This is a genomic window from Microcoleus sp. B4-C1 (genome assembly GCF_036705285.1).
Lineage (GTDB): Bacteria > Cyanobacteriota > Cyanobacteriia > Cyanobacteriales > Microcoleaceae > Microcoleus.
Map to the genome: position 1 here is coordinate 1 of NZ_JAUBUC010000122.1, position 16,770 is coordinate 16,770.

The following is a 16,770-nucleotide window of genomic DNA, read 5'->3' on the forward strand; positions in this document are numbered from 1 at the left end:
CGTCCCGCCCGTCCTTTTTGGACGGGCGGGACGCCCATCCCACAATAACAATTAAAATTGTAAGTTATTTAATTCCAGATCCTTACGTCTAAATACAATCAAGAAATAATATCGATTTTTTACTCATATTGCCAAGGATTGTAAAGGAGTAATTATTACTATTCAATAATTAGTAAAAGCTCTCGTGTAAAAAAATAAAAATGGAATATCTGCTGTAGAGGTAAATATTTTTAATAAATTAGATCAAACTGGTCGAAAGGCGGCTGATGATTTGTCAAATACAATGCAAATTATTTTCGAGTAATATTGGTCAAAATGGAATTATCGAGCCGTTCCCCAACAGGAGTAATTCATTAAGTTATTTATTTTTCATGCCCGATCGGCAGAGTATTGATCGAGACCTTTACCAAAGGAATTTTGGAAAAGCATGGGCTCAGTCAAAACATCACTATTTTTTTCTACTGCGATACTCATCGTTTCAGATACAGCATATTCTGTGGTTCATAAAGTACATTGCCAGCTATATTGTGTGGTGTTAATCCTCCGGGTGCGGATCTGCTTCATATTTGATAAAACTTGCAGATTGACGGGTATCCGCACCTTACACGGGCTAGAAAATTGTGTGTACTACATATACATAGAATATGCTGTAAATAAGGTGGACGATATGCCCAACTAGAAAATGCAACTATGTCCTCAGAACCTTTGGGTGGAGGCAAACAAATGCCAAACGGACACGCACCATTATTCCGATTTGTCGATCGCTCCCAAAGACGAGTCTGATGAATTCGCTCAGACTTCGCCTCTTCTGGATGGTGAACCCATAACAATTCCAACATTGCGTTATGGAAAAAGAAACAGCGATTGGCTGTACCTTGTCCGCGATGAATGCGAGATCCACCCTCAACTAAACCGAAGGATGATAGGCGATCGGCTTCGGGAGCACCAATATCAGTAAGGATGAAAAGATGGTCGAATTCAAATGTCATAGCATTATTCATCGAATTGCTCGATCGCTCAAATAATTTTAACCCTCTGTGATGGCTTTCCTTCCGATCGCCGCGCTGATGCTGCACTGCGTACTGACCAAAGTCCCAAACCTCAACTCAGTCAATCTTTCCCAATCTAAAATCTAAAATCTAAAATCTAAAATCGCGCAATCGATCGCCCAAAACCTCAACTCAGTAAATATTCCCCAATCTAAAATCTAAAATCTAAAATCTAAAATCGCTCGCCCCAACCTTTCCCAAGCTTCAAGTTACAACCAGATTGAGGAACCATCCGCCCGCATCCAGCAGTCTCAACATCCAGTTACCGACAATTCTGCTAAAGTCAGGTCATCATCCGGTGCATCTTGTAGAGACGTGATTCGCAGCCTCTGCCCCCAAAGCAGTAAAATCCCATCACATTGTCACCTGCCACCCGATCGGCAGTAAGTTAAAAATTAAGGTAGTTTGAAAATAATCGCCCAAAATTGAAAGAAACCTTGACATCTGACCTAAACTCTCTAACTTAGACCCTCTAGCTGCGCTGCCATCCATATTTAAAAGATGCCATGTCAACCTTAGTCATCGTCGAATCTCCTACCAAAGCCCGCACCATCCGCAACTTCCTGCCCTCCACCTACCGTGTAGAGGCATCGATGGGCCATGTCCGCGACCTACCATCCTCCGCCGAAGAAATACCAGAAGCCGTTAAAGGAGAAAAATGGGCGCAACTGGGCGTAAACGTGGAAGCAGACTTTGAACCCCTCTACGTCATCCCGAAAGATAAAAAGAAAATTGTTAAAGAACTCAAAGACGCCCTCAAAGACGCCACAGAACTGATTCTAGCCACTGACGAAGACCGGGAAGGCGAAAGCATTTCCTGGCATTTGCTGCAAATCCTCAAACCCAAAGTGCCCATCAAGCGGATGGTATTCCACGAAATCACCCGCGAAGCAATCCGCGACGCTTTGACTCACTGTCGCGATATCGACAATCGAGTTGTACAAGCCCAAGAAACTCGCCGAATTCTCGACAGACTCGTCGGTTACACTCTCTCCCCGCTACTGTGGAAAAAAATCGCTTGGGGTTTGTCCGCCGGTAGAGTCCAGTCAGTCGCAGTCAGGCTTTTGGTGCGCCGGGAACGGGAACGCCGCGCTTTCCGCCAAGGTAGCTACTGGGATTTAAAAGCAACTTTGACCCCCCCCAACCCCCCCCTTGGTAAGGGGGGGGCTTCGGACAATCCCCCCCTTGGTAAGGGGGGACAGGGGGGTGCCTTTGATGCCAAACTCGTGACAGTCGGCAATGTAAAAGTTGCAAATGGCAGCGATTTTGATGAAAATACCGGGCAAATTATCGCAGGCCGCCGCGTACTTTTGCTGAACGAAGAACAGGCGCGGGCTTTACTTTCACGCATTCAAAACAAACCTTGGACTGTCACGAATCTCGAAGAACGGCCAGTCACCCGCAAACCCTCGCCACCGTTTACGACCTCGACTTTGCAGCAGGAAGCTAACCGCAAACTGAGGCTGGGTGCGCGGGAAACCATGCGAATTGCCCAAAGCCTCTACGAACGCGGTTTTATCACCTATATGCGGACGGATTCGGTGCATTTGTCCGAACAGGCGATCGAAGCGGCGCGCAGTTGCGTGCAAGAACTTTACGGTAGCGAATACCTCAGCCCCCAACCGCGCAAATACACCACGAAAAGCAAAGGCGCGCAGGAAGCCCACGAAGCTATCCGTCCCGCCGGCAGCACTTTTCGGACTCCGCAGCAAACGGGATTGGATGGGATTGATTTCCGCCTCTATGATTTGATTTGGAAGCGGACTGTCGCTTCTCAAATGGCCGATTCCCGCCAAACTCACGTTACGGTACAAACTCAGGTAGAAGATGCGGGTTTCCGTTCCAGCGGCAAACGCATTGATTTTCCAGGCTTTTTGCGGGCCTACGTGGAAGGTTCCGACGATCCAGATGCGGCGTTGGAAGACCAGGAGGTGATTTTGCCGGCGCTGAAGGTGGGGGATAAACCTAATTGTAAGGATTTAGGGGCAGTTGGGCACGAAACTCAACCTCCCGCCCGCTACACGGAAGCTTCTCTGGTCAAAATGCTCGAAAGCGAAGGTGTGGGCCGTCCGAGTACCTATGCGAGTATTATCGGTACAATTGTCGATCGGGGATACGCCAAATTAATAGCTAACGCCCTCATTCCGACATTCACCGCTTTCGCCGTCACGACTTTATTGGAAACACATTTTCCCGATTTAGTAGACACTGGTTTTACTTCCCGAATGGAACAAACCCTCGATGAAATTGCCACCGGCGAGGCGAAATGGCTGCCGTATTTGCAAAAGTTTTATACAGGGGAAACGGGACTCGCAACCCAAGTTAAAGAACAGGAAAGTCAGATTGACGCGAAAGTTGCCCGAACTGTGGTTTTGGAGAATATTTCTGCTAAAGTCTGCATCGGCAAATTCGGCGCATACCTGGAATCTGAAAGCGAAGAAGGCCTGGTAAAAGCATCGATTCCCCAAGATTTGACGCCGGCCGATTTAGATCCGGATCAAGTGGAGTTTCTGTTAAAGCAAAAAATGGAAGGCCCGGAAAAATTGGGTCTTCACCCGGAAACCGGGGAACCGATTTATGTGCTGATTGGCAGTTATGGGCCATACGTTCAGTTAGGAGAAGTTTCGGAAACGAACAAGAAACCGAAGCGGGCTTCTTTACCGAAGGGGACGGATAAGGATAGCGTGACGCTGGATATGGCGGTGAGTTTGTTGACTTTACCTCGGTTGTTGGGATCTCACCCGGAGACGGGGGCGAAGGTGCAAGCTAATTTGGGGATGTACGGGCCTTATGTGGTGCATGACCAGGGTAAGGTGGGGAAAGATTATCGATCGATCAAACCGCCGGATGATGTTTTGACGATCGAGCTCGATCGGGCATTAGAGTTATTATCGCAGCCGAAAGCCGCCCGCGGCCGCAGCAAATCAGCCACACCTTTGAAGGAATTGGGCGCGCATCCCGAGTCGGGAGAATTGATCAATGTTTACGACGGCCGCTACGGCCCCTATGTGAAACACGGCGATATCAATGCTTCTTTGTCGAAGGATGAATCTGTGGAGAATTTCACCTTACAAAAAGCACTGGATTTGTTAGCAGCGAAGGAAGCGGCGGGAGGCGGAAAATCTAGCAGCAAGTCGAAGAAGTCAACAAAGACAACTGTGGCGAAATCGGAAACTGCCACGAAGAAGACTGCGGCGAAGAAAACGACTGCTAAGAAGACGACGACTGCGGCGAAGAAAACGACTACTAAGAAGGCGGCGACTGCGACAACAGCCAAGAAAACAACTAAGTAAAATTAGTTGAGTTTACGCACTGTACGGTCAGAAACCGGGTTTTTTGCGAAAATAATTTGTTTTAGCAGACAGATTGGGTAAAAAACTCGGTTTCTTCGATCGCGCCGTGCGTAAGTAGGTCGGCTCTTTCTAAAGTAATCCTTTCGTTCTCATGATACAATCAAAACTATCCATGTAGTAATTGGAGTAATTGAATCACCATGATAGCTGAACTTATGGTACAACCTTCCTACTGGATCGATCGTGAGATTTCGATTCAGAAAGTCAGAAATCTTTACTTATTCAAATTTACGGAAAATCTGCAAGCCCGATTAGAAGAACTAGCCGACAGAAAAAAGGCTAATCTTTTAACTTCAGAAGAGGTTGTAGAATTAGCAAGCTTACTAGAACTAGATCGGATTTTTACCTTAATTAACGCTAAAGTTATAGCAGCCTCATGTCCGTAAACCGCGCTACTCGAAATTTAGTAAGAAGTAGAGCAAATTTTCTTTGTGAATATTGCCATTCAGCGGAAGAAAGTAGCTCTACTCTATTTACGATAGATCATATTTTACCTCGCTCGATTGGTGGTAGCGATGAGCTTGAAAACTTAGCTTTAGCTTGTCATCGCTGTAATAATAATCGCTATAATTTTGTCACTGGTACTGACCCAGAAACAGAACAAGAAGTAACTTTGTTTAACCCCCGTCAACAGCAATGGTCTGAGCATTTTAACTGGTCTGCGGATGGTTTAGAAATAAGGGGTATTACTCCAACAGGTAGGGGAACCTGCGATCGATTAGACCTTAACGATCTATATCATAATGAAGGAGCGATTATCAGAGCTCGTCGTTTATGGATTAGGGCCGGGTGGCATCCTCCCTCTGGCGATCTTCGCCAGAATTCATAATTTTGTCGAAGGATGAATCTGTGGAGAATTTCACCTTACAAAGAGCACTGGAATTGTTAGCAACGAAGGAAGCGGCGGGAGGCGGTAAATCTAGCAGCAAGTCGAAGAAGTCAACTAAGACTGCGGCGGAGAAATCGGAGACTGCAACGAAGAAGACTGCGGCGAAGAAAACTACTGCTAAGAAGACGGCGACTGCGGCGAAGAAAACCACGACTAAGAAGGCTGCGACGGCGACTGCGACTAAGAAGAAGACAACGTGATTTTAGTTTAGTTTTCACTGATCGAGAAACCCGGACGGTGTAGGGGCGGTGCGACCCCTACTCCCCGTGCCGCCCGGTTTTTTTGTTGGTAAAATACTGCACAAATTTAGGTTTGTAGTAAGGACTTCAGTCCTTAAAATTCGGCTTGAGTATAGTAGGGCATAAGGTCTCTTGAATTCAATTAAGATATGGACGGCGGCCCTGAGCGATAGACACGAATCACTTTTTTCGTCAATGTCTCAGCAGTAGATATTGCATCATTAATATTAGCAGTCAGTCTAGCAATATCGTCATCTCGCGTGCAGGCAATAATACCACAGTGGTCAGGTTGCAGCTTGTGCAGTTGAAAGAAATCCCGTCGGTTGACGGTCAAAACAGCCCGATTTTCAATGATGGCAAATGCTAATACATCCTCATCAGGTAGTCCAGCATTTCCTGCTTCTTGAACAGTCAGGACATCATGCCCCAAAGACCGCAGGTTTTGCACGACTTGCCGAGGAAATTGTTCGTCTGCGTAGAGACGCGCCATAGGTTTATTTGATATTTTCAGGTGTATCTAATATTTCGTCAGCCTCATCTTGCAGTCTAATTGCTTCCTCAATTTCGTCAGGATAAGCTTCAGCATAAGCCCAAACATTTACTAAATCAGCGGCACTCAGATGGGGATAGCAATCTAGGATAAAAGCATCGGTAGCGCCGTCATTGTGATAGCTGGCGATCAACCAAACGGGAATGCGAGTATTGTCAATACAAGCATCGCCGCCCATCACGCCGGGAGTTTTTGTAATCGGGCGTCCGCTGTTTTTCAGACTTTGAGTTAAGATGCTGATTGCCTCAGCTTTCTCGGTTGGCGTTAATGCCTTGAGTTGCGCTTCTAATTCTGGGATTGTCATAGAGCTTATTTGATTTATGAATTATGTATGTATTTCATATTGTAGGGCGATATCCCTATTAGTTAGGTTTGTTGCAAAACGTTGTGAATTAATTCTGCTGCTAGTTCTAGCTTATCGCGGTGAGTAAGGGCTTCCATGTCAACGGTGACTGCTGAGCGGCGCTTGGATGTGGGTGCGGCTGGGGGTGTGGCGGGCAATTCCAAGGTTTCGTAGAAATAATCGATAGGTTTGCTGTAGACGGCGGCGAAGGCGGGTAGCTCCCTCTCGGCGTCTACTTTGCGCTTGCCGTGTTCGATACACGAGATGGCTTGTTGGCTCAGGGTTATCCCGTAGCGCAGCTCTAACTGCTCAATAACTTGCTCTTGGGTTAATCCGAGTGCTTCGCGGGTAGCCTTGAGGCGCTTGCCAAGGGAGAACGCCATATCAGGAAATCATGTAAAGGACAAGGAAATCCTATATTTTTCCTTAAGAAACCTCTATCCGATAAATCACTAGCTATACGATAATCATGTAAATCAAGATTCCGATGGGTTCTACCCACTCAGAAGACTTGCGGACAAACCAGAAACCTTGTGTAGGAGAAGTGAAATGAACGAAATAGTTGAAAAAGCTCAACAGGCAATTGCTACACCCGAAGTGCAAGAGATGTTGAAGAAGTTATCTGAATATGGTTTAGGTGTGTTTATGCCACATATGCACGATCCAGAAACAGGTGACTTTGCCCCGCTTCCTTCAGGGATAGTAGCCGTAGAGGATAATCTACAAGTATCTTTTCATCATGCTTCTGAACCAGAAGTTTCTAACGCTAGACCTGTTGGTTGGGTTTGGGATAATTCTTCTCAAGCAGCTATGGTTTGTACTTATTGTATTGAGTTTAGCGGACGACATAGTAAAAACAAGCATACTTAGGATTCGATACCTGCTTTATTTTCTATTGATTAGTCAGCCGACAATTACAGGATCTACATCATGGCAAATGAGAAACCCCCGGACATCAGAGACCCCAATGCTTTTGAAGCAAAAGATGGAAAAAAATGCCCTTCGTGTGGCGGAACAGGAAAAATAAAGCCTGAAAAAGCTGTTAGAGAGGCCGTTTGCCAAAAGTGTAATGGCAAGGGGTACTATATCTAAACGATTTTTGTTGATTGAGTACAGTGTGAGATAAGTCCAGTTTTATCTCACTCTATGCCTGAAAAGGTAGAAAACAGTTGTTATTATCAAATATTTTTGGTTTAACAACGTAAGGTCTATTATTCCACAGGAGTTGACTATGAAATTTTCCGCTGACCGTACAGAGAAAAAAGGACCTTTGGGAGGAGCTTACTACGAAACATATATCAAAATAACTTTGACACCAGAAGAGGAAAATATTGCCCACAAACAAGGCATTATGAGAACGATAATTTTCGGAGGTAGCAGTTCTGATGACCCTGAAACAATAGAGGCGATGCGTCTTTGTGGTCGGTTACAAATAAGAATGGGAGATTTAATCGAAGGGATTACTGTTAAAGTTGGTAGCGGTCAAGAACTGGGAAGGCTTGCAGGGTTTGAAGATTTGATAAAACAGCGTTGTAAAAACTTCAAGTCCAACCTTGAAGCAGATCAGTTTTTTGGCTCTGGCGGGTCTAAAGACGAAGAGGAGTTATAGGCTCGGATCGTGGAGTAATTTGTTCTGAGTTTTGTTTAGAAATGGAGAGATAAAATGTCAAACAAGCCAATGAAAGACGATCGCACTGAGAATCGTGCGTCAGCAAAAGATAAAGTAGAGCAAGTGGTTACAAAACTCAAGCTAACTAAAAATGAGCGAAGAGAGCTACATGAACGCTTAGAAGACTACATGAGCTACGAGGAAATACTGGAACTTGCAAAAAGTATGTTCCAACAACAGTCAGAAGGCCGTTGGTAAATAATGAAGGGATAAAAAAGCATCGCCATTTTTCCCAATCCCGGACAAAAGAGCGATCGCACTTTTTTCAACATCTCGATGAAAGTGCGATCGCTCTTTTTTACAAATTTTGCACTTACTCAGTATTAATTTCAGTTAAATCAGTCAGTTTTATATCATTTGTGCGTTCGATCGCACCACCCACCCTATCTCTGACCTCGCGCTGGTCTAAAATCTCCTCAGTCGCCAAAAAGGCCATATGTGCGATCGACCATTTGTGACCCTCAAACCTTTTAAGGAGAAATGTCTGTTGGCGGATGCCATCCAGCACTAACCCACTGACGCCTGACAGTAACAGCAATATGATTGTTTAGTTGTAGTGCTGTGACTGTTGCGCGACCGCAATCTGTAAGTCCAATAATTTCTGTAGCGTCTTCACTCCAAGCAAAATTTTGTGACCATTGTTGAGTGCGCGAATTAAACAATTTAACGTGCTTTTGCGTGACCGGATCTAATGCGTCAGTTTGGGTTCCTTTGTAATTATTGCACAGACTACAAGCCAGCCAGAGATTTTCTTCCTCGTCAGTACCGCCAATCGCTTTAGGAATAATATGGTCAATTTCCAATATTCCCAGGACATACATTTGTAAACTGCGACAATAACCGCACCGATTTTGAGCTTGTGCGCGAACTCTGGCTCTAACTTGTTCAGAAATTGCCATTTTGATTATCCTTTCAATGGTTCGAGCAAGCCGCGCCGCACAGCTTCATTTAAGGCTTGAGCTTGTCGCAATAGTCGAGTTTCATATATGTGGATTAATGCCTGCAATTCAGCCAGTTCTACAGATGCGATCGTACCGGATTGTTGGCGGTCTAGCAATTCACTCAATCGTTGTTCTTGGAGTGGTTGCAGCCGGAGTTGAGTCTGAGTGATTACTTCTGAATCAGACAGTGCTGATACTGGTTTAGCGGTTGGTAAGAGAAAATTTTCCAGAGTTTCTACTAGAATCTCACTCACGGTGCGGTGGCGTTGCAGCGCTAGCAATTCTGCTTGGTGATAGACTTCATCTGGCAGATTTAGGGTGATTTGGGCGGTCATAGGTGCAAAGCTATGAAACTAATATTTATATTATGCCATATTTTACTTGGAGTATTAGACATCTGCCCAAAAGAAATGAAGAAGGAACTCGCTTGCTAAAAATACGGCGACAGCGACAAAGAAGAAAACTAAGTGAAATTAGTTGAGTTTTCACACATCCAGAAACCCGGCTTATTAAAAAAACCGAGTTTCTTTATTTATAAAATACTAGACAAGCTGGCAAAAATAGGTTTGTACTTCCGTCCTTAAAATTCTCTTCGGTTCTCTTCCTTTGTCTCATAAACGTCTGCGGGGTTCCATCGCGCCTATTTTTTTTGAGACATATCAACTCAAACTCTTGTCAGGGCTCACTTTTCAGCTTACTTGTCACCCGTCAGCAAAATCATCCTATTTACTTATTGACAATTGCTCCTCTCTGTTAAATTGTCATGAATCGAACATATAAGGTTAAAAATTGTATCGTAAGCAACAGAAAGTACCCAATCTTTTATGTAGGGCTCTACAATGGACAAAAGAAACAAGATTAAGAGGCGCGATCGCTATGGGTATCAATGAAAATCTAGACTGGGAAGAAGCATTTGAGTACCGAGCGGGCTTAACAGTGGAGTTGAAGTCCCAGCCAGGTGTTTTCGATACGATCGCTTACTATGAAGTGATGATGGTACCGCCCATCTGGTTAGAAAATGACCCCCGTCCCCGCTATCCTCACGAACTGCGAGTCGTTTCGCAGCAGCCAACTGTGTCCAATATTTGCCGGATTTCAGAGTGCCCTGTTTTAGTCGCTTCCTAGGTTTTTTCAGCGGGAAATATCGGCGATAGCCTCTAGCCAGCAATCAAACCGATGCAGTGATTTTCGGATTGAGATTGCTTTAGTTTACTTTGTGGCGATCGCTTAAGATATAGATTGCGCCGAGAGTGCGATCGACTCGAATCACTTGACCTGTTAATGTTTCAAGTGAGGAAATAGTGTGATTAAGGTTAGCAGCCATTCTGTTAAATCATCCTCTCCCCTACAGACAATGTATTCCAGCATGATCAGACTGTAAGCTGTGCAGTGTGATAAAATGACGGCTATTTAGAGTTAAAACAGCTCGATTTTCACTGACTGCAAAAGCTAACACTTCTTCGTGCGGATTTTTTGGTTATCTTTTCCGGCTGCTTGCAGTGTCAGAATATTGTGAATCATAGAACCCAGCAATTCTACAACCACTCTGGGAAATAGTTCGTCAGTATCAACACGCGCCATCATCTTAATCCTCGTGATTCTCGCGGGTATCTATTTCAATTTCATTTGAAAAAGCCGTCGCATAAGCCCAGGCATTTGCTAAATCAGTAGCTTTTAGTGTGGGATACTTATCTAAGAGTTTGGATTCGTTGATATCCAAGCGGCGAAAACTCACCAGCATTAAAACACGAAGACGGCGCTTTTTGATACAAGCCTCACCGCCACACACACCGAGAGTTTTGCTAATTCATTGTTAGGTGTTAGCTCAGTTTTGGGTTAATAATTAGATAATTTTAGCTTGATTTTTTGGCGTTAAGCCTAGGAGTTCTGCTTCTAATTCTTTAATTGTCATAGCACCTATTTGATTGAATAACTCTGTAGGTATTTGCTATTATACTCAATTCCTTTCTCTCTGCTCTCTTCATCTGCGCCCTCTGCGCTTCTGCGGTTAATAAAAAAAAGGCCGTGCACAAATGAAATCGCATTGCTATATCTTTTTAACTTCTTGATAAATCTGTAAATTATAAAAATTGCTCACCGTTTTACCCTGAGCTTAAACTAACATAAAAAACTTTAACAGAAAAGGAGTCATACCATTTTAGATTTTAGATTTTAGATTTTAGAATTGGGAATGACTGAGGACATAAAACTTTGGATTTTGCCTAGAGTTGCATTTTTTTTGAATAACTGGTATTAGCCATCAGCAGGCACAAACTAAAATCAACTTCAGGTATAAATCATGATGACTTCTACCTTGAGAAGCATATTTTTCGGGACTTGCACAACTTCTCCCACCCGCTGCAGCACATACGCATCAGGTGCCCAGTGAACACTCTCCGCAAGCTCTTGTGTAAATCCTATTTTATATTACTGAATTCCTTGATCCCCGCAAATCTCTATCTTTATTACCTCGATATTGTGCGATGTTTAGCCATAAATTAACATTGATTTAAACTTTTATGGAGACATAAACGAGCTAGAATTCAATAGTTGGTGTGGAAGACATGGAGTTTAAATACAAAATGTCACAGATAACCAATTAATATCGATCGCACTTCACGATCGCACTTGACAAAACAACCACAACTCAGGAGTCAATCGCTGATGATGCTAGGAACAACCGAGATCCCGCAATTAAAGCCGCTTTCCGACTCAGAACTACACAAAATGAACGCCTACTGGCGGGCGGCAAACTACCTATCCGTCGGACAAATCTATCTCCTCGACAACCCCCTACTCAAAGAACCCCTCAAAATCGAACACGTCAAACCGAGACTCCTCGGACATTGGGGCACCACTCCAGGCCTAAACTTCATCTACGTTCACCTCAACCGCATCATCAAAGCCCAAGACATCAACGCCATCTACATCGCAGGCCCTGGACACGGCGGGCCGGGCTTGGTGGCCAACACCTATCTCGAAGGCACTTACAGCGAATATTACTCGAACATTTCCGAAGATGAAGAGGGTATCAAACGGCTGTTCAAACAGTTCTCCTTTCCCGGCGGTATCCCCAGCCACGTCGCCCCGGAAACCCCCGGTTCGATTCACGAAGGCGGCGAACTCGGCTACGCCCTAGTCCACGCTTACGGGGCAGTCTTCGACAATCCCGATTTGATTGTGGCGGCCGTTGTCGGTGACGGGGAAGCCGAAAGTGGCCCGCTAGCTGCTAGCTGGCATTCTAACAAGTTTCTCAACCCGGTTCGCGACGGGGCCGTGTTGCCGATTTTGCACTTGAATGGCTACAAAATTGCCAATCCAACTCTGTTGGCCCGCATTCCGCAGGAGGAATTGGAAAGTTTGATGGTCGGTTACGGCTACAAACCTTATTGGGTGGAAGGTTCAGACCCGGAAACCATGCACCAGTTGATGGCTGCAACTCTCGATACGGCGATCGGCGAAATTAAGGCGATTCAGGAAAAAGCGCGGACAGAGGGCTATTCCGGCCGTCCCCAGTGGCCGATGATTGTGATGAAAACTCCCAAAGGCTGGACGGGGCCGAAGGAAGTTGACGGTAAGAAAACAGAGGATTATTGGCGATCGCACCAAGTCCCACTTTCGGAAATGGCTTCTAAGCCGGGACACGTCCAACTCCTCGAAGATTGGATGAAAAGCTACAAGCCGGAAGAACTCTTCGACGAAAACGGCAAGTTAATTCCTGAATTAGCAGAACTCGCGCCCAAGGGCGATCGACGTATGGGGGCAAATCCCCACGCTAACGGCGGCCTGCTGCTGCGAGACTTGAAAATGCCGAAATTTGAAGACTACGCCATTGACGTGCAAAAACCGGGCACTGTAATGGCAGAAGCAACCCGCGTTTCCGGCCGCTTCCTGCGAGACGTGATGACACTGAATCAAGAGAACGCCAATTTCCGCATTGTCGGGCCTGACGAGACGGCCTCAAATCGCCTCGATCCGGTGTTTGAAGTGACGAACCGGGTGTGGGCGGGGGAAATTTTGCCCGAAGACGACCACATCTCCCCCGATGGCCGGGTGATGGAAGTCCTCAGCGAACATCTATGTCAGGGATGGCTGGAAGGCTATTTGCTGACGGGACGCCACGGCTTTTTCTCCTGCTACGAGGCGTTTATTCACATCATCGATTCGATGTTCAACCAACACGCCAAGTGGTTGAAAACTACTCGTCACATTCCTTGGCGCCGACCGATCGCCTCTCTGAATTACTTACTAACTTCTCACGTTTGGCGACAAGACCACAACGGTTTTTCTCACCAAGATCCGGGTTTTATCGACCACGTAATTAACAAGAAAGCGGAAGTGGTGCGGATTTATTTGCCGCCCGATGCGAATACTTTGCTGTCAGTAACGGATCACTGTCTCCGCAGTCGCCACTATGTCAACGTGATTATTGCAGGGAAGCAGCCGGCATTGCAGTATTTGGATATGGATTCTGCGATTAAACACTGTACCGCCGGCATCGGCATTTGGGAGTGGGCTAGTAACGATAAAGGTGGCGAACCCGATGTGGTGATGGCTTGCGCGGGTGATGTTCCGACGCTGGAAACTTTGGCTGCAGTTGACATTCTCCGCCGAGATTATCCCGATTTAAAAGTGCGGGTGGTGAATGTGGTGGATTTGATGACGCTGCAACCTGCTAGCGAACATCCCCACGGTTTGTCTGACAAGGATTTTGATACTTTGTTCACGAAAGATAAGCCTGTGATTTTTGCTTTTCACGGCTATCCTTGGCTGATTCACCGCTTGACTTATCGCCGGACAAATCACCCGAATATTCACGTTCGGGGTTACAAGGAAGAGGGAACGACTACGACGCCGTTTGATATGGTGGTGATTAATGACCTCGATCGATTCCATTTAGTTGGAGATGTACTCGATCGCGTTCCAAAACTGATTTCTGTCGCAGCTTACGGCAAACAAGCTATCCGTGACAAGCTGATCGAACACAGGCACTATATCAACGAACACGGCGATGATATGCCGGAAATCCGCGACTGGAAGTGGCCGCACGCGGGCCCGGTTTCGCCGGAAGCGCCGAAGGAAACGAAAGATCCGACAACGACAGGAGATCAAACTGTGCGATCGGGTGCACCGGGCTAGGGATATTCTGGGTAGGGACACGGCATTGCCGTGTCCGGCACAGCGATCGGGGATTAGGAAACGGCAGTGCCGTGTCCCTACAGGCGATATTCCTCTGCGGTTCGTTCAATAAAAGTCTCTTTCAACTATCAAATAAAATTGGTATATATGAGCTTAAAAATCTACTTTGTACGACACGGTGAAACGACTTACAGCCAAACAGGTGGCTTCTGCGGCGCTATCGATCCAGAATTAACAGCAGAAGGTGTTAAAATGGCAGCACAGTTTGCTGCTACTTACGCAAAATTGCCTTGGAATGCTGTTTATGTCAGTCCGATGAAACGCACAATTGCTACTGCAAAACCTTTGTGCGATGCTGTGGGAATAGAAATGCAGCTTCGCGACGGACTGAGGGAAATTAAGTACGGTGAGTGGGAGGGCAAAACAGTAGAAGAGGTCAAAGAAGAATACGAAGAAGATTATATTAATTGGCTGACTGAACCTGCTTGGAATGCACCAAACGGCGGCGAAACTTCGGTGCAAATTGCCAGTAGAGCTTCCTTAGTTATTGCAGAAATTGAGGAAAAATATAAGAATGGAAATGTGTTGGTTGTCTCCCACAAAGCAACTATTAGAATTATTCTGTGCAGTCTGTTGGGGATTGATTTGGGTCGTTATCGCGATCGCATTGCCGCTTTAGCAGCTTCTGTCAGTATTGTCAAGTTTGATGTTCGCGGGCCGCTGCTGGAAGTTTTGGGCGATCGATCGTACATGGATGAAACTCTGCGGAATTTACCCGGTACTTGAAATTGCGGGTAGGGTGCGCGCACTGCCTACCCTAAATTCTGCAACTAAATCGCGCCTATGTTAGACAATCCTAAAATAGCACCTGCTCCCAAAATATGACCAAATGCCATAGTTCCCACAACTGCACCCAAACTCAAACCGCCGAACATACTCGATGAGGGCATTGCTGGGCCTGTGTGAGGCTTTTGGATGGTTGATTTGCCGATCGCAATAGCTAAAATATTGCAAAGAATCATAATCAAACCGATCGTGGGGCTCCACTCTAGGGTTCTGGGGGCAACGGCAAGTAAAATTGGTGTAAACATCGATCGACTCCTTAAACTTTAGTCAATGAAAATCTGCCTAGAAGATATATCAAAAAAATGCAACTGTTCGCTACACATTGCATTAACAGTTAATTTTTCGACATTTTTCTTAATATTTTTCCCAGGATATCAAGATTTCTTCGTCTGTGCAGGCGGATGAAAGTTTGACAAGATGCGATTGCAATCGCCTAGCGTCGAAAGAACGAATCAACAGGAAATAATCAAGCATGAAAATACTGGTGTTAAATGCGGGTTCTAGCAGTCAAAAGAGCTGTCTTTACGAATTAAACGATGTCCTGCCCGATCGACCTTTGGAACCCCTCTGGGAGGCTCAAATAGACTGGACTCACCAGCAGGGTATAGCAGAGTTGAAAGTCAAAACAGCAAAAGGCGATCGGCTTGAGGAGGAATTTGCATCCGAGTCTCGCCAAGATGCTATTTCTCGAATGCTGGAGAGTCTTTGGAAGGGAAAAACTCAAACAATTAATGATTTAAAGGAGATTGATATTGTCGGCCACCGCGTCGTACATGGCGGACAAGATTATCAGCAAAGTACGTTAATTTCGCCGGATGTTAAACAGGCGATCGCCCGTTTATCTGTTTTCGCCCCTGTCCACAATCCCGTTAACCTCGAAGGTATCGAAGCGATTGAAAAAATCCTCGGAAATGTGCCGCAAGTAGCAGTATTTGATACAGCTTTTCACGCACAATTGCCGCCCGCCGCCTTTGTTTATCCCGGCCCCTATGAATGGCTGGAAAATGGGATTCGGCGTTACGGTTTTCACGGGATTAGCCATCAATATTGCGCGCGTCGGGCAGCCGACATTCTGGGTCAAGATTTGGCAGATTTGCGGTTGATTAGCTGTCATTTGGGCAACGGATGTTCTCTGGCGGCCATTCGCGGTGGCTGGAGTGTGGACACGACGATGGGATTTACGCCTCTGGAAGGATTGATGATGGGAAGTCGATCGGGTTCGATCGATCCAGGCATTCTCATTCATCTGTTAAAGCAATCCGATTTTACTGCTGAGAAACTTGATGGTATTCTCAATCGAAATTCTGGTTTAAAAGGGATTTCAGGCGTGTCTAGCGATCTGCGGCAGATTGGAGATGCGATCGCCCAAGGTAATGAAAGAGCTCAACTTGCTTTGGATATTTACCTCCACCGTTTGCGTGCCGGAATTGGTGCCATGCTGGCGAGTTTAGGAGGGTTGGATGCCTTAATTTTTACGGCGGGAGTTGGCGAAAATTCTGCTCTTGTACGGGCTGCAGCTTGCGAAGCTTTTGGATTTATCGGGTTAAAATTGGATGAGGATAAAAATCAACATTCACAGATCGATCGAGATATTGCGGCAGTGGATTCTGCGGTGAGAATTTTGGTAATTCACACGCAGGAGGATTGGGAGATTGCGCGAGAATGCTGGAAACTTTCTCACTAAGGAATGAGAATTAAATAACTTCCAGAAGTTGGTGGGATGGGCGTCCCGCCCGTCCTTTTTGGACGGGC

Annotated in this window: 23 protein-coding genes; 12 read left to right on the plus strand and 11 right to left on the minus strand. The window is 45.8% G+C overall.

All coding sequences use genetic code 11. The annotated features are described in order from the left end of the window. Nucleotides 1–560 precede the first annotated feature (560 nt). Nucleotides 561–1,076 carry a hypothetical protein gene (locus QUB26_RS28865; protein ID WP_333245614.1) on the minus strand — a complete coding sequence of 172 codons (516 nt, stop codon included), beginning with the start codon at nt 1,074–1,076 and terminating at the stop codon, nt 561–563. 479 nt (nt 1,077–1,555) lie between these two features. Between QUB26_RS28865 and topA the strand changes: the two genes are divergently transcribed. From topA to QUB26_RS28885, 4 genes are all read left to right on the plus strand, one after another. Next, nucleotides 1,556–4,342, plus strand: coding sequence for a type I DNA topoisomerase (gene topA / locus QUB26_RS28870; RefSeq protein WP_333245612.1), 2,787 nt, complete (start codon nt 1,556–1,558; stop codon nt 4,340–4,342). Between the two features lie 200 nt (nt 4,343–4,542). After that, a complete protein-coding gene (locus tag QUB26_RS28875) occupies nt 4,543–4,788 on the plus strand; it encodes a hypothetical protein (protein WP_015178580.1) in 246 nt (81 codons plus the stop codon). Beyond that, entirely contained in the window at nt 4,779–5,231 is a 453-nt protein-coding gene (locus tag QUB26_RS28880; RefSeq protein ID WP_333245609.1) for an HNH endonuclease signature motif containing protein, read from the plus strand. The genes QUB26_RS28875 and QUB26_RS28880 overlap by 10 nt, the downstream gene beginning before the upstream one ends. Before the next feature lie 2 nt (nt 5,232–5,233). Continuing rightward, nucleotides 5,234–5,491, plus strand: coding sequence for a hypothetical protein (locus QUB26_RS28885; protein ID WP_333292983.1), 258 nt, complete (start codon nt 5,234–5,236; stop codon nt 5,489–5,491). 181 nt (nt 5,492–5,672) lie between these two features. Here QUB26_RS28885 and QUB26_RS28890 read toward each other — a convergent pair whose 3' ends face one another. From QUB26_RS28890 to QUB26_RS28900, 3 genes are all read right to left on the minus strand, one after another. After that, nucleotides 5,673–6,020 (minus strand): DUF5615 family PIN-like protein, encoded by a 348-nt coding sequence (locus tag QUB26_RS28890; RefSeq protein WP_333056587.1) that lies wholly within the window; start codon nt 6,018–6,020, stop codon nt 5,673–5,675. Between the two features lie 4 nt (nt 6,021–6,024). Then, on the minus strand, nt 6,025–6,384 hold the full coding sequence (locus tag QUB26_RS28895) for a DUF433 domain-containing protein (protein ID WP_333245603.1): 360 nt from the start codon (nt 6,382–6,384) through the stop codon (nt 6,025–6,027). Between the two features lie 62 nt (nt 6,385–6,446). Then, nucleotides 6,447–6,806: a helix-turn-helix transcriptional regulator gene (locus tag QUB26_RS28900; RefSeq protein WP_333245601.1), complete on the minus strand. Its 360-nt coding sequence runs from the start codon at nt 6,804–6,806 to the stop codon at nt 6,447–6,449. 166 nt (nt 6,807–6,972) lie between these two features. Here QUB26_RS28900 and QUB26_RS28905 point away from each other — a divergent pair, with 166 nt between their 5' ends. From QUB26_RS28905 to QUB26_RS28920, 4 genes are all read left to right on the plus strand, one after another. Beyond that, nucleotides 6,973–7,293 (plus strand): hypothetical protein, encoded by a 321-nt coding sequence (locus QUB26_RS28905; RefSeq protein WP_194069375.1) that lies wholly within the window; start codon nt 6,973–6,975, stop codon nt 7,291–7,293. A gap of 60 nt (nt 7,294–7,353) precedes the next feature. Continuing rightward, nucleotides 7,354–7,515, plus strand: coding sequence for a hypothetical protein (locus QUB26_RS28910; protein ID WP_194069377.1), 162 nt, complete (start codon nt 7,354–7,356; stop codon nt 7,513–7,515). 139 nt (nt 7,516–7,654) lie between these two features. Then, on the plus strand, nt 7,655–8,032 hold the full coding sequence (locus QUB26_RS28915) for a hypothetical protein (RefSeq protein ID WP_194069379.1): 378 nt from the start codon (nt 7,655–7,657) through the stop codon (nt 8,030–8,032). A gap of 54 nt (nt 8,033–8,086) precedes the next feature. Continuing rightward, nucleotides 8,087–8,290, plus strand: a complete 204-nt coding sequence (locus tag QUB26_RS28920) for a hypothetical protein (protein WP_194069381.1) — start codon at nt 8,087–8,089, stop codon at nt 8,288–8,290. Nucleotides 8,291–8,405: 115 nt separating this feature from the next. Here the strand turns inward: QUB26_RS28920 and QUB26_RS28925 are convergent, their stop codons facing one another. From QUB26_RS28925 to QUB26_RS28935, 3 genes are read right to left on the minus strand one after another with little or no spacing between them, the layout of a single operon-like run. Then, entirely contained in the window at nt 8,406–8,630 is a 225-nt protein-coding gene (locus tag QUB26_RS28925; RefSeq protein ID WP_333320760.1) for a hypothetical protein, read from the minus strand. Continuing rightward, complete coding sequence (locus QUB26_RS28930) at nt 8,563–8,991, minus strand: HNH endonuclease signature motif containing protein (RefSeq protein WP_333245596.1); 429 nt, start codon at nt 8,989–8,991, stop codon at nt 8,563–8,565. Before QUB26_RS28930 ends, QUB26_RS28925 begins: the two co-directional genes overlap by 68 nt. A 5-nt stretch (nt 8,992–8,996) precedes the next feature. Then, nucleotides 8,997–9,368 (minus strand): hypothetical protein, encoded by a 372-nt coding sequence (locus tag QUB26_RS28935; protein WP_006634749.1) that lies wholly within the window; start codon nt 9,366–9,368, stop codon nt 8,997–8,999. Nucleotides 9,369–9,909: 541 nt separating this feature from the next. Here QUB26_RS28935 and QUB26_RS28940 point away from each other — a divergent pair. After that, nucleotides 9,910–10,158, plus strand: coding sequence for a hypothetical protein (locus QUB26_RS28940; protein WP_333245592.1), 249 nt, complete (start codon nt 9,910–9,912; stop codon nt 10,156–10,158). A gap of 220 nt (nt 10,159–10,378) precedes the next feature. Here the strand turns inward: QUB26_RS28940 and QUB26_RS28945 are convergent, their stop codons facing one another. From QUB26_RS28945 to QUB26_RS28955, 3 genes are read right to left on the minus strand one after another with little or no spacing between them, the layout of a single operon-like run. Further along, entirely contained in the window at nt 10,379–10,489 is a 111-nt protein-coding gene (locus QUB26_RS28945; protein WP_333245590.1) for a hypothetical protein, read from the minus strand. Beyond that, the gene (locus tag QUB26_RS28950; RefSeq protein ID WP_333245587.1) at nt 10,483–10,617 is read right to left on the minus strand and encodes a hypothetical protein; all 135 of its coding nucleotides are present in this window, start codon (nt 10,615–10,617) and stop codon (nt 10,483–10,485) included. Before QUB26_RS28950 ends, QUB26_RS28945 begins: the two co-directional genes overlap by 7 nt. 1 nt (nt 10,618) lies before the next feature. Continuing rightward, entirely contained in the window at nt 10,619–10,840 is a 222-nt protein-coding gene (locus QUB26_RS28955; RefSeq protein ID WP_333245656.1) for a DUF433 domain-containing protein, read from the minus strand. Nucleotides 10,841–11,697: 857 nt separating this feature from the next. On the opposite strand from QUB26_RS28955, the gene QUB26_RS28960 reads away from it, so the two are divergent. Further along, a complete protein-coding gene (locus QUB26_RS28960) occupies nt 11,698–14,172 on the plus strand; it encodes a phosphoketolase family protein (RefSeq protein ID WP_333245653.1) in 2,475 nt (824 codons plus the stop codon). A 147-nt stretch (nt 14,173–14,319) separates the two neighbouring features. Beyond that, nucleotides 14,320–14,958, plus strand: coding sequence for a histidine phosphatase family protein (locus QUB26_RS28965; protein ID WP_333245584.1), 639 nt, complete (start codon nt 14,320–14,322; stop codon nt 14,956–14,958). Between the two features lie 44 nt (nt 14,959–15,002). On the opposite strand, the gene psaK is transcribed toward QUB26_RS28965, so the two are convergent. Then, a complete protein-coding gene (gene psaK / locus QUB26_RS28970) occupies nt 15,003–15,263 on the minus strand; it encodes a photosystem I reaction center subunit PsaK (protein ID WP_333245581.1) in 261 nt (86 codons plus the stop codon). Between the two features lie 227 nt (nt 15,264–15,490). On the opposite strand from psaK, the gene QUB26_RS28975 reads away from it, so the two are divergent. After that, on the plus strand, nt 15,491–16,702 hold the full coding sequence (locus QUB26_RS28975) for an acetate kinase (RefSeq protein ID WP_333245578.1): 1,212 nt from the start codon (nt 15,491–15,493) through the stop codon (nt 16,700–16,702). Nucleotides 16,703–16,770: the final 68 nt, after the last annotated feature.

Bases quoted from the DNA above. Each gene is read 5' to 3' on its own strand.
- topA (WP_333245612.1), top strand. From the start codon at position 1,556: ATGTCAACCTTAGTCATCGTCGAATCTCCTACCAAAGCCCGCACCATC.
- QUB26_RS28875 (WP_015178580.1), top strand. From the start codon at position 4,543: ATGATAGCTGAACTTATGGTACAACCTTCCTACTGGATCGATCGTGAG.
- QUB26_RS28880 (WP_333245609.1), top strand. From the start codon at position 4,779: ATGTCCGTAAACCGCGCTACTCGAAATTTAGTAAGAAGTAGAGCAAAT.
- QUB26_RS28890 (WP_333056587.1), bottom strand. From the start codon at position 6,020: ATGGCGCGTCTCTACGCAGACGAACAATTTCCTCGGCAAGTCGTGCAA.
- QUB26_RS28895 (WP_333245603.1), bottom strand. From the start codon at position 6,384: ATGACAATCCCAGAATTAGAAGCGCAACTCAAGGCATTAACGCCAACC.
- QUB26_RS28900 (WP_333245601.1), bottom strand. From the start codon at position 6,806: ATGGCGTTCTCCCTTGGCAAGCGCCTCAAGGCTACCCGCGAAGCACTC.
- QUB26_RS28905 (WP_194069375.1), top strand. From the start codon at position 6,973: ATGAACGAAATAGTTGAAAAAGCTCAACAGGCAATTGCTACACCCGAA.
- QUB26_RS28910 (WP_194069377.1), top strand. From the start codon at position 7,354: ATGGCAAATGAGAAACCCCCGGACATCAGAGACCCCAATGCTTTTGAA.
- QUB26_RS28915 (WP_194069379.1), top strand. From the start codon at position 7,655: ATGAAATTTTCCGCTGACCGTACAGAGAAAAAAGGACCTTTGGGAGGA.
- QUB26_RS28920 (WP_194069381.1), top strand. From the start codon at position 8,087: ATGTCAAACAAGCCAATGAAAGACGATCGCACTGAGAATCGTGCGTCA.
- QUB26_RS28930 (WP_333245596.1), bottom strand. From the start codon at position 8,991: ATGGCAATTTCTGAACAAGTTAGAGCCAGAGTTCGCGCACAAGCTCAA.
- QUB26_RS28935 (WP_006634749.1), bottom strand. From the start codon at position 9,368: ATGACCGCCCAAATCACCCTAAATCTGCCAGATGAAGTCTATCACCAA.
- QUB26_RS28940 (WP_333245592.1), top strand. From the start codon at position 9,910: ATGGGTATCAATGAAAATCTAGACTGGGAAGAAGCATTTGAGTACCGA.
- QUB26_RS28950 (WP_333245587.1), bottom strand. From the start codon at position 10,617: ATGATGGCGCGTGTTGATACTGACGAACTATTTCCCAGAGTGGTTGTA.
- QUB26_RS28960 (WP_333245653.1), top strand. From the start codon at position 11,698: ATGATGCTAGGAACAACCGAGATCCCGCAATTAAAGCCGCTTTCCGAC.
- QUB26_RS28965 (WP_333245584.1), top strand. From the start codon at position 14,320: ATGAGCTTAAAAATCTACTTTGTACGACACGGTGAAACGACTTACAGC.
- psaK (WP_333245581.1), bottom strand. From the start codon at position 15,263: ATGTTTACACCAATTTTACTTGCCGTTGCCCCCAGAACCCTAGAGTGG.
- QUB26_RS28975 (WP_333245578.1), top strand. From the start codon at position 15,491: ATGAAAATACTGGTGTTAAATGCGGGTTCTAGCAGTCAAAAGAGCTGT.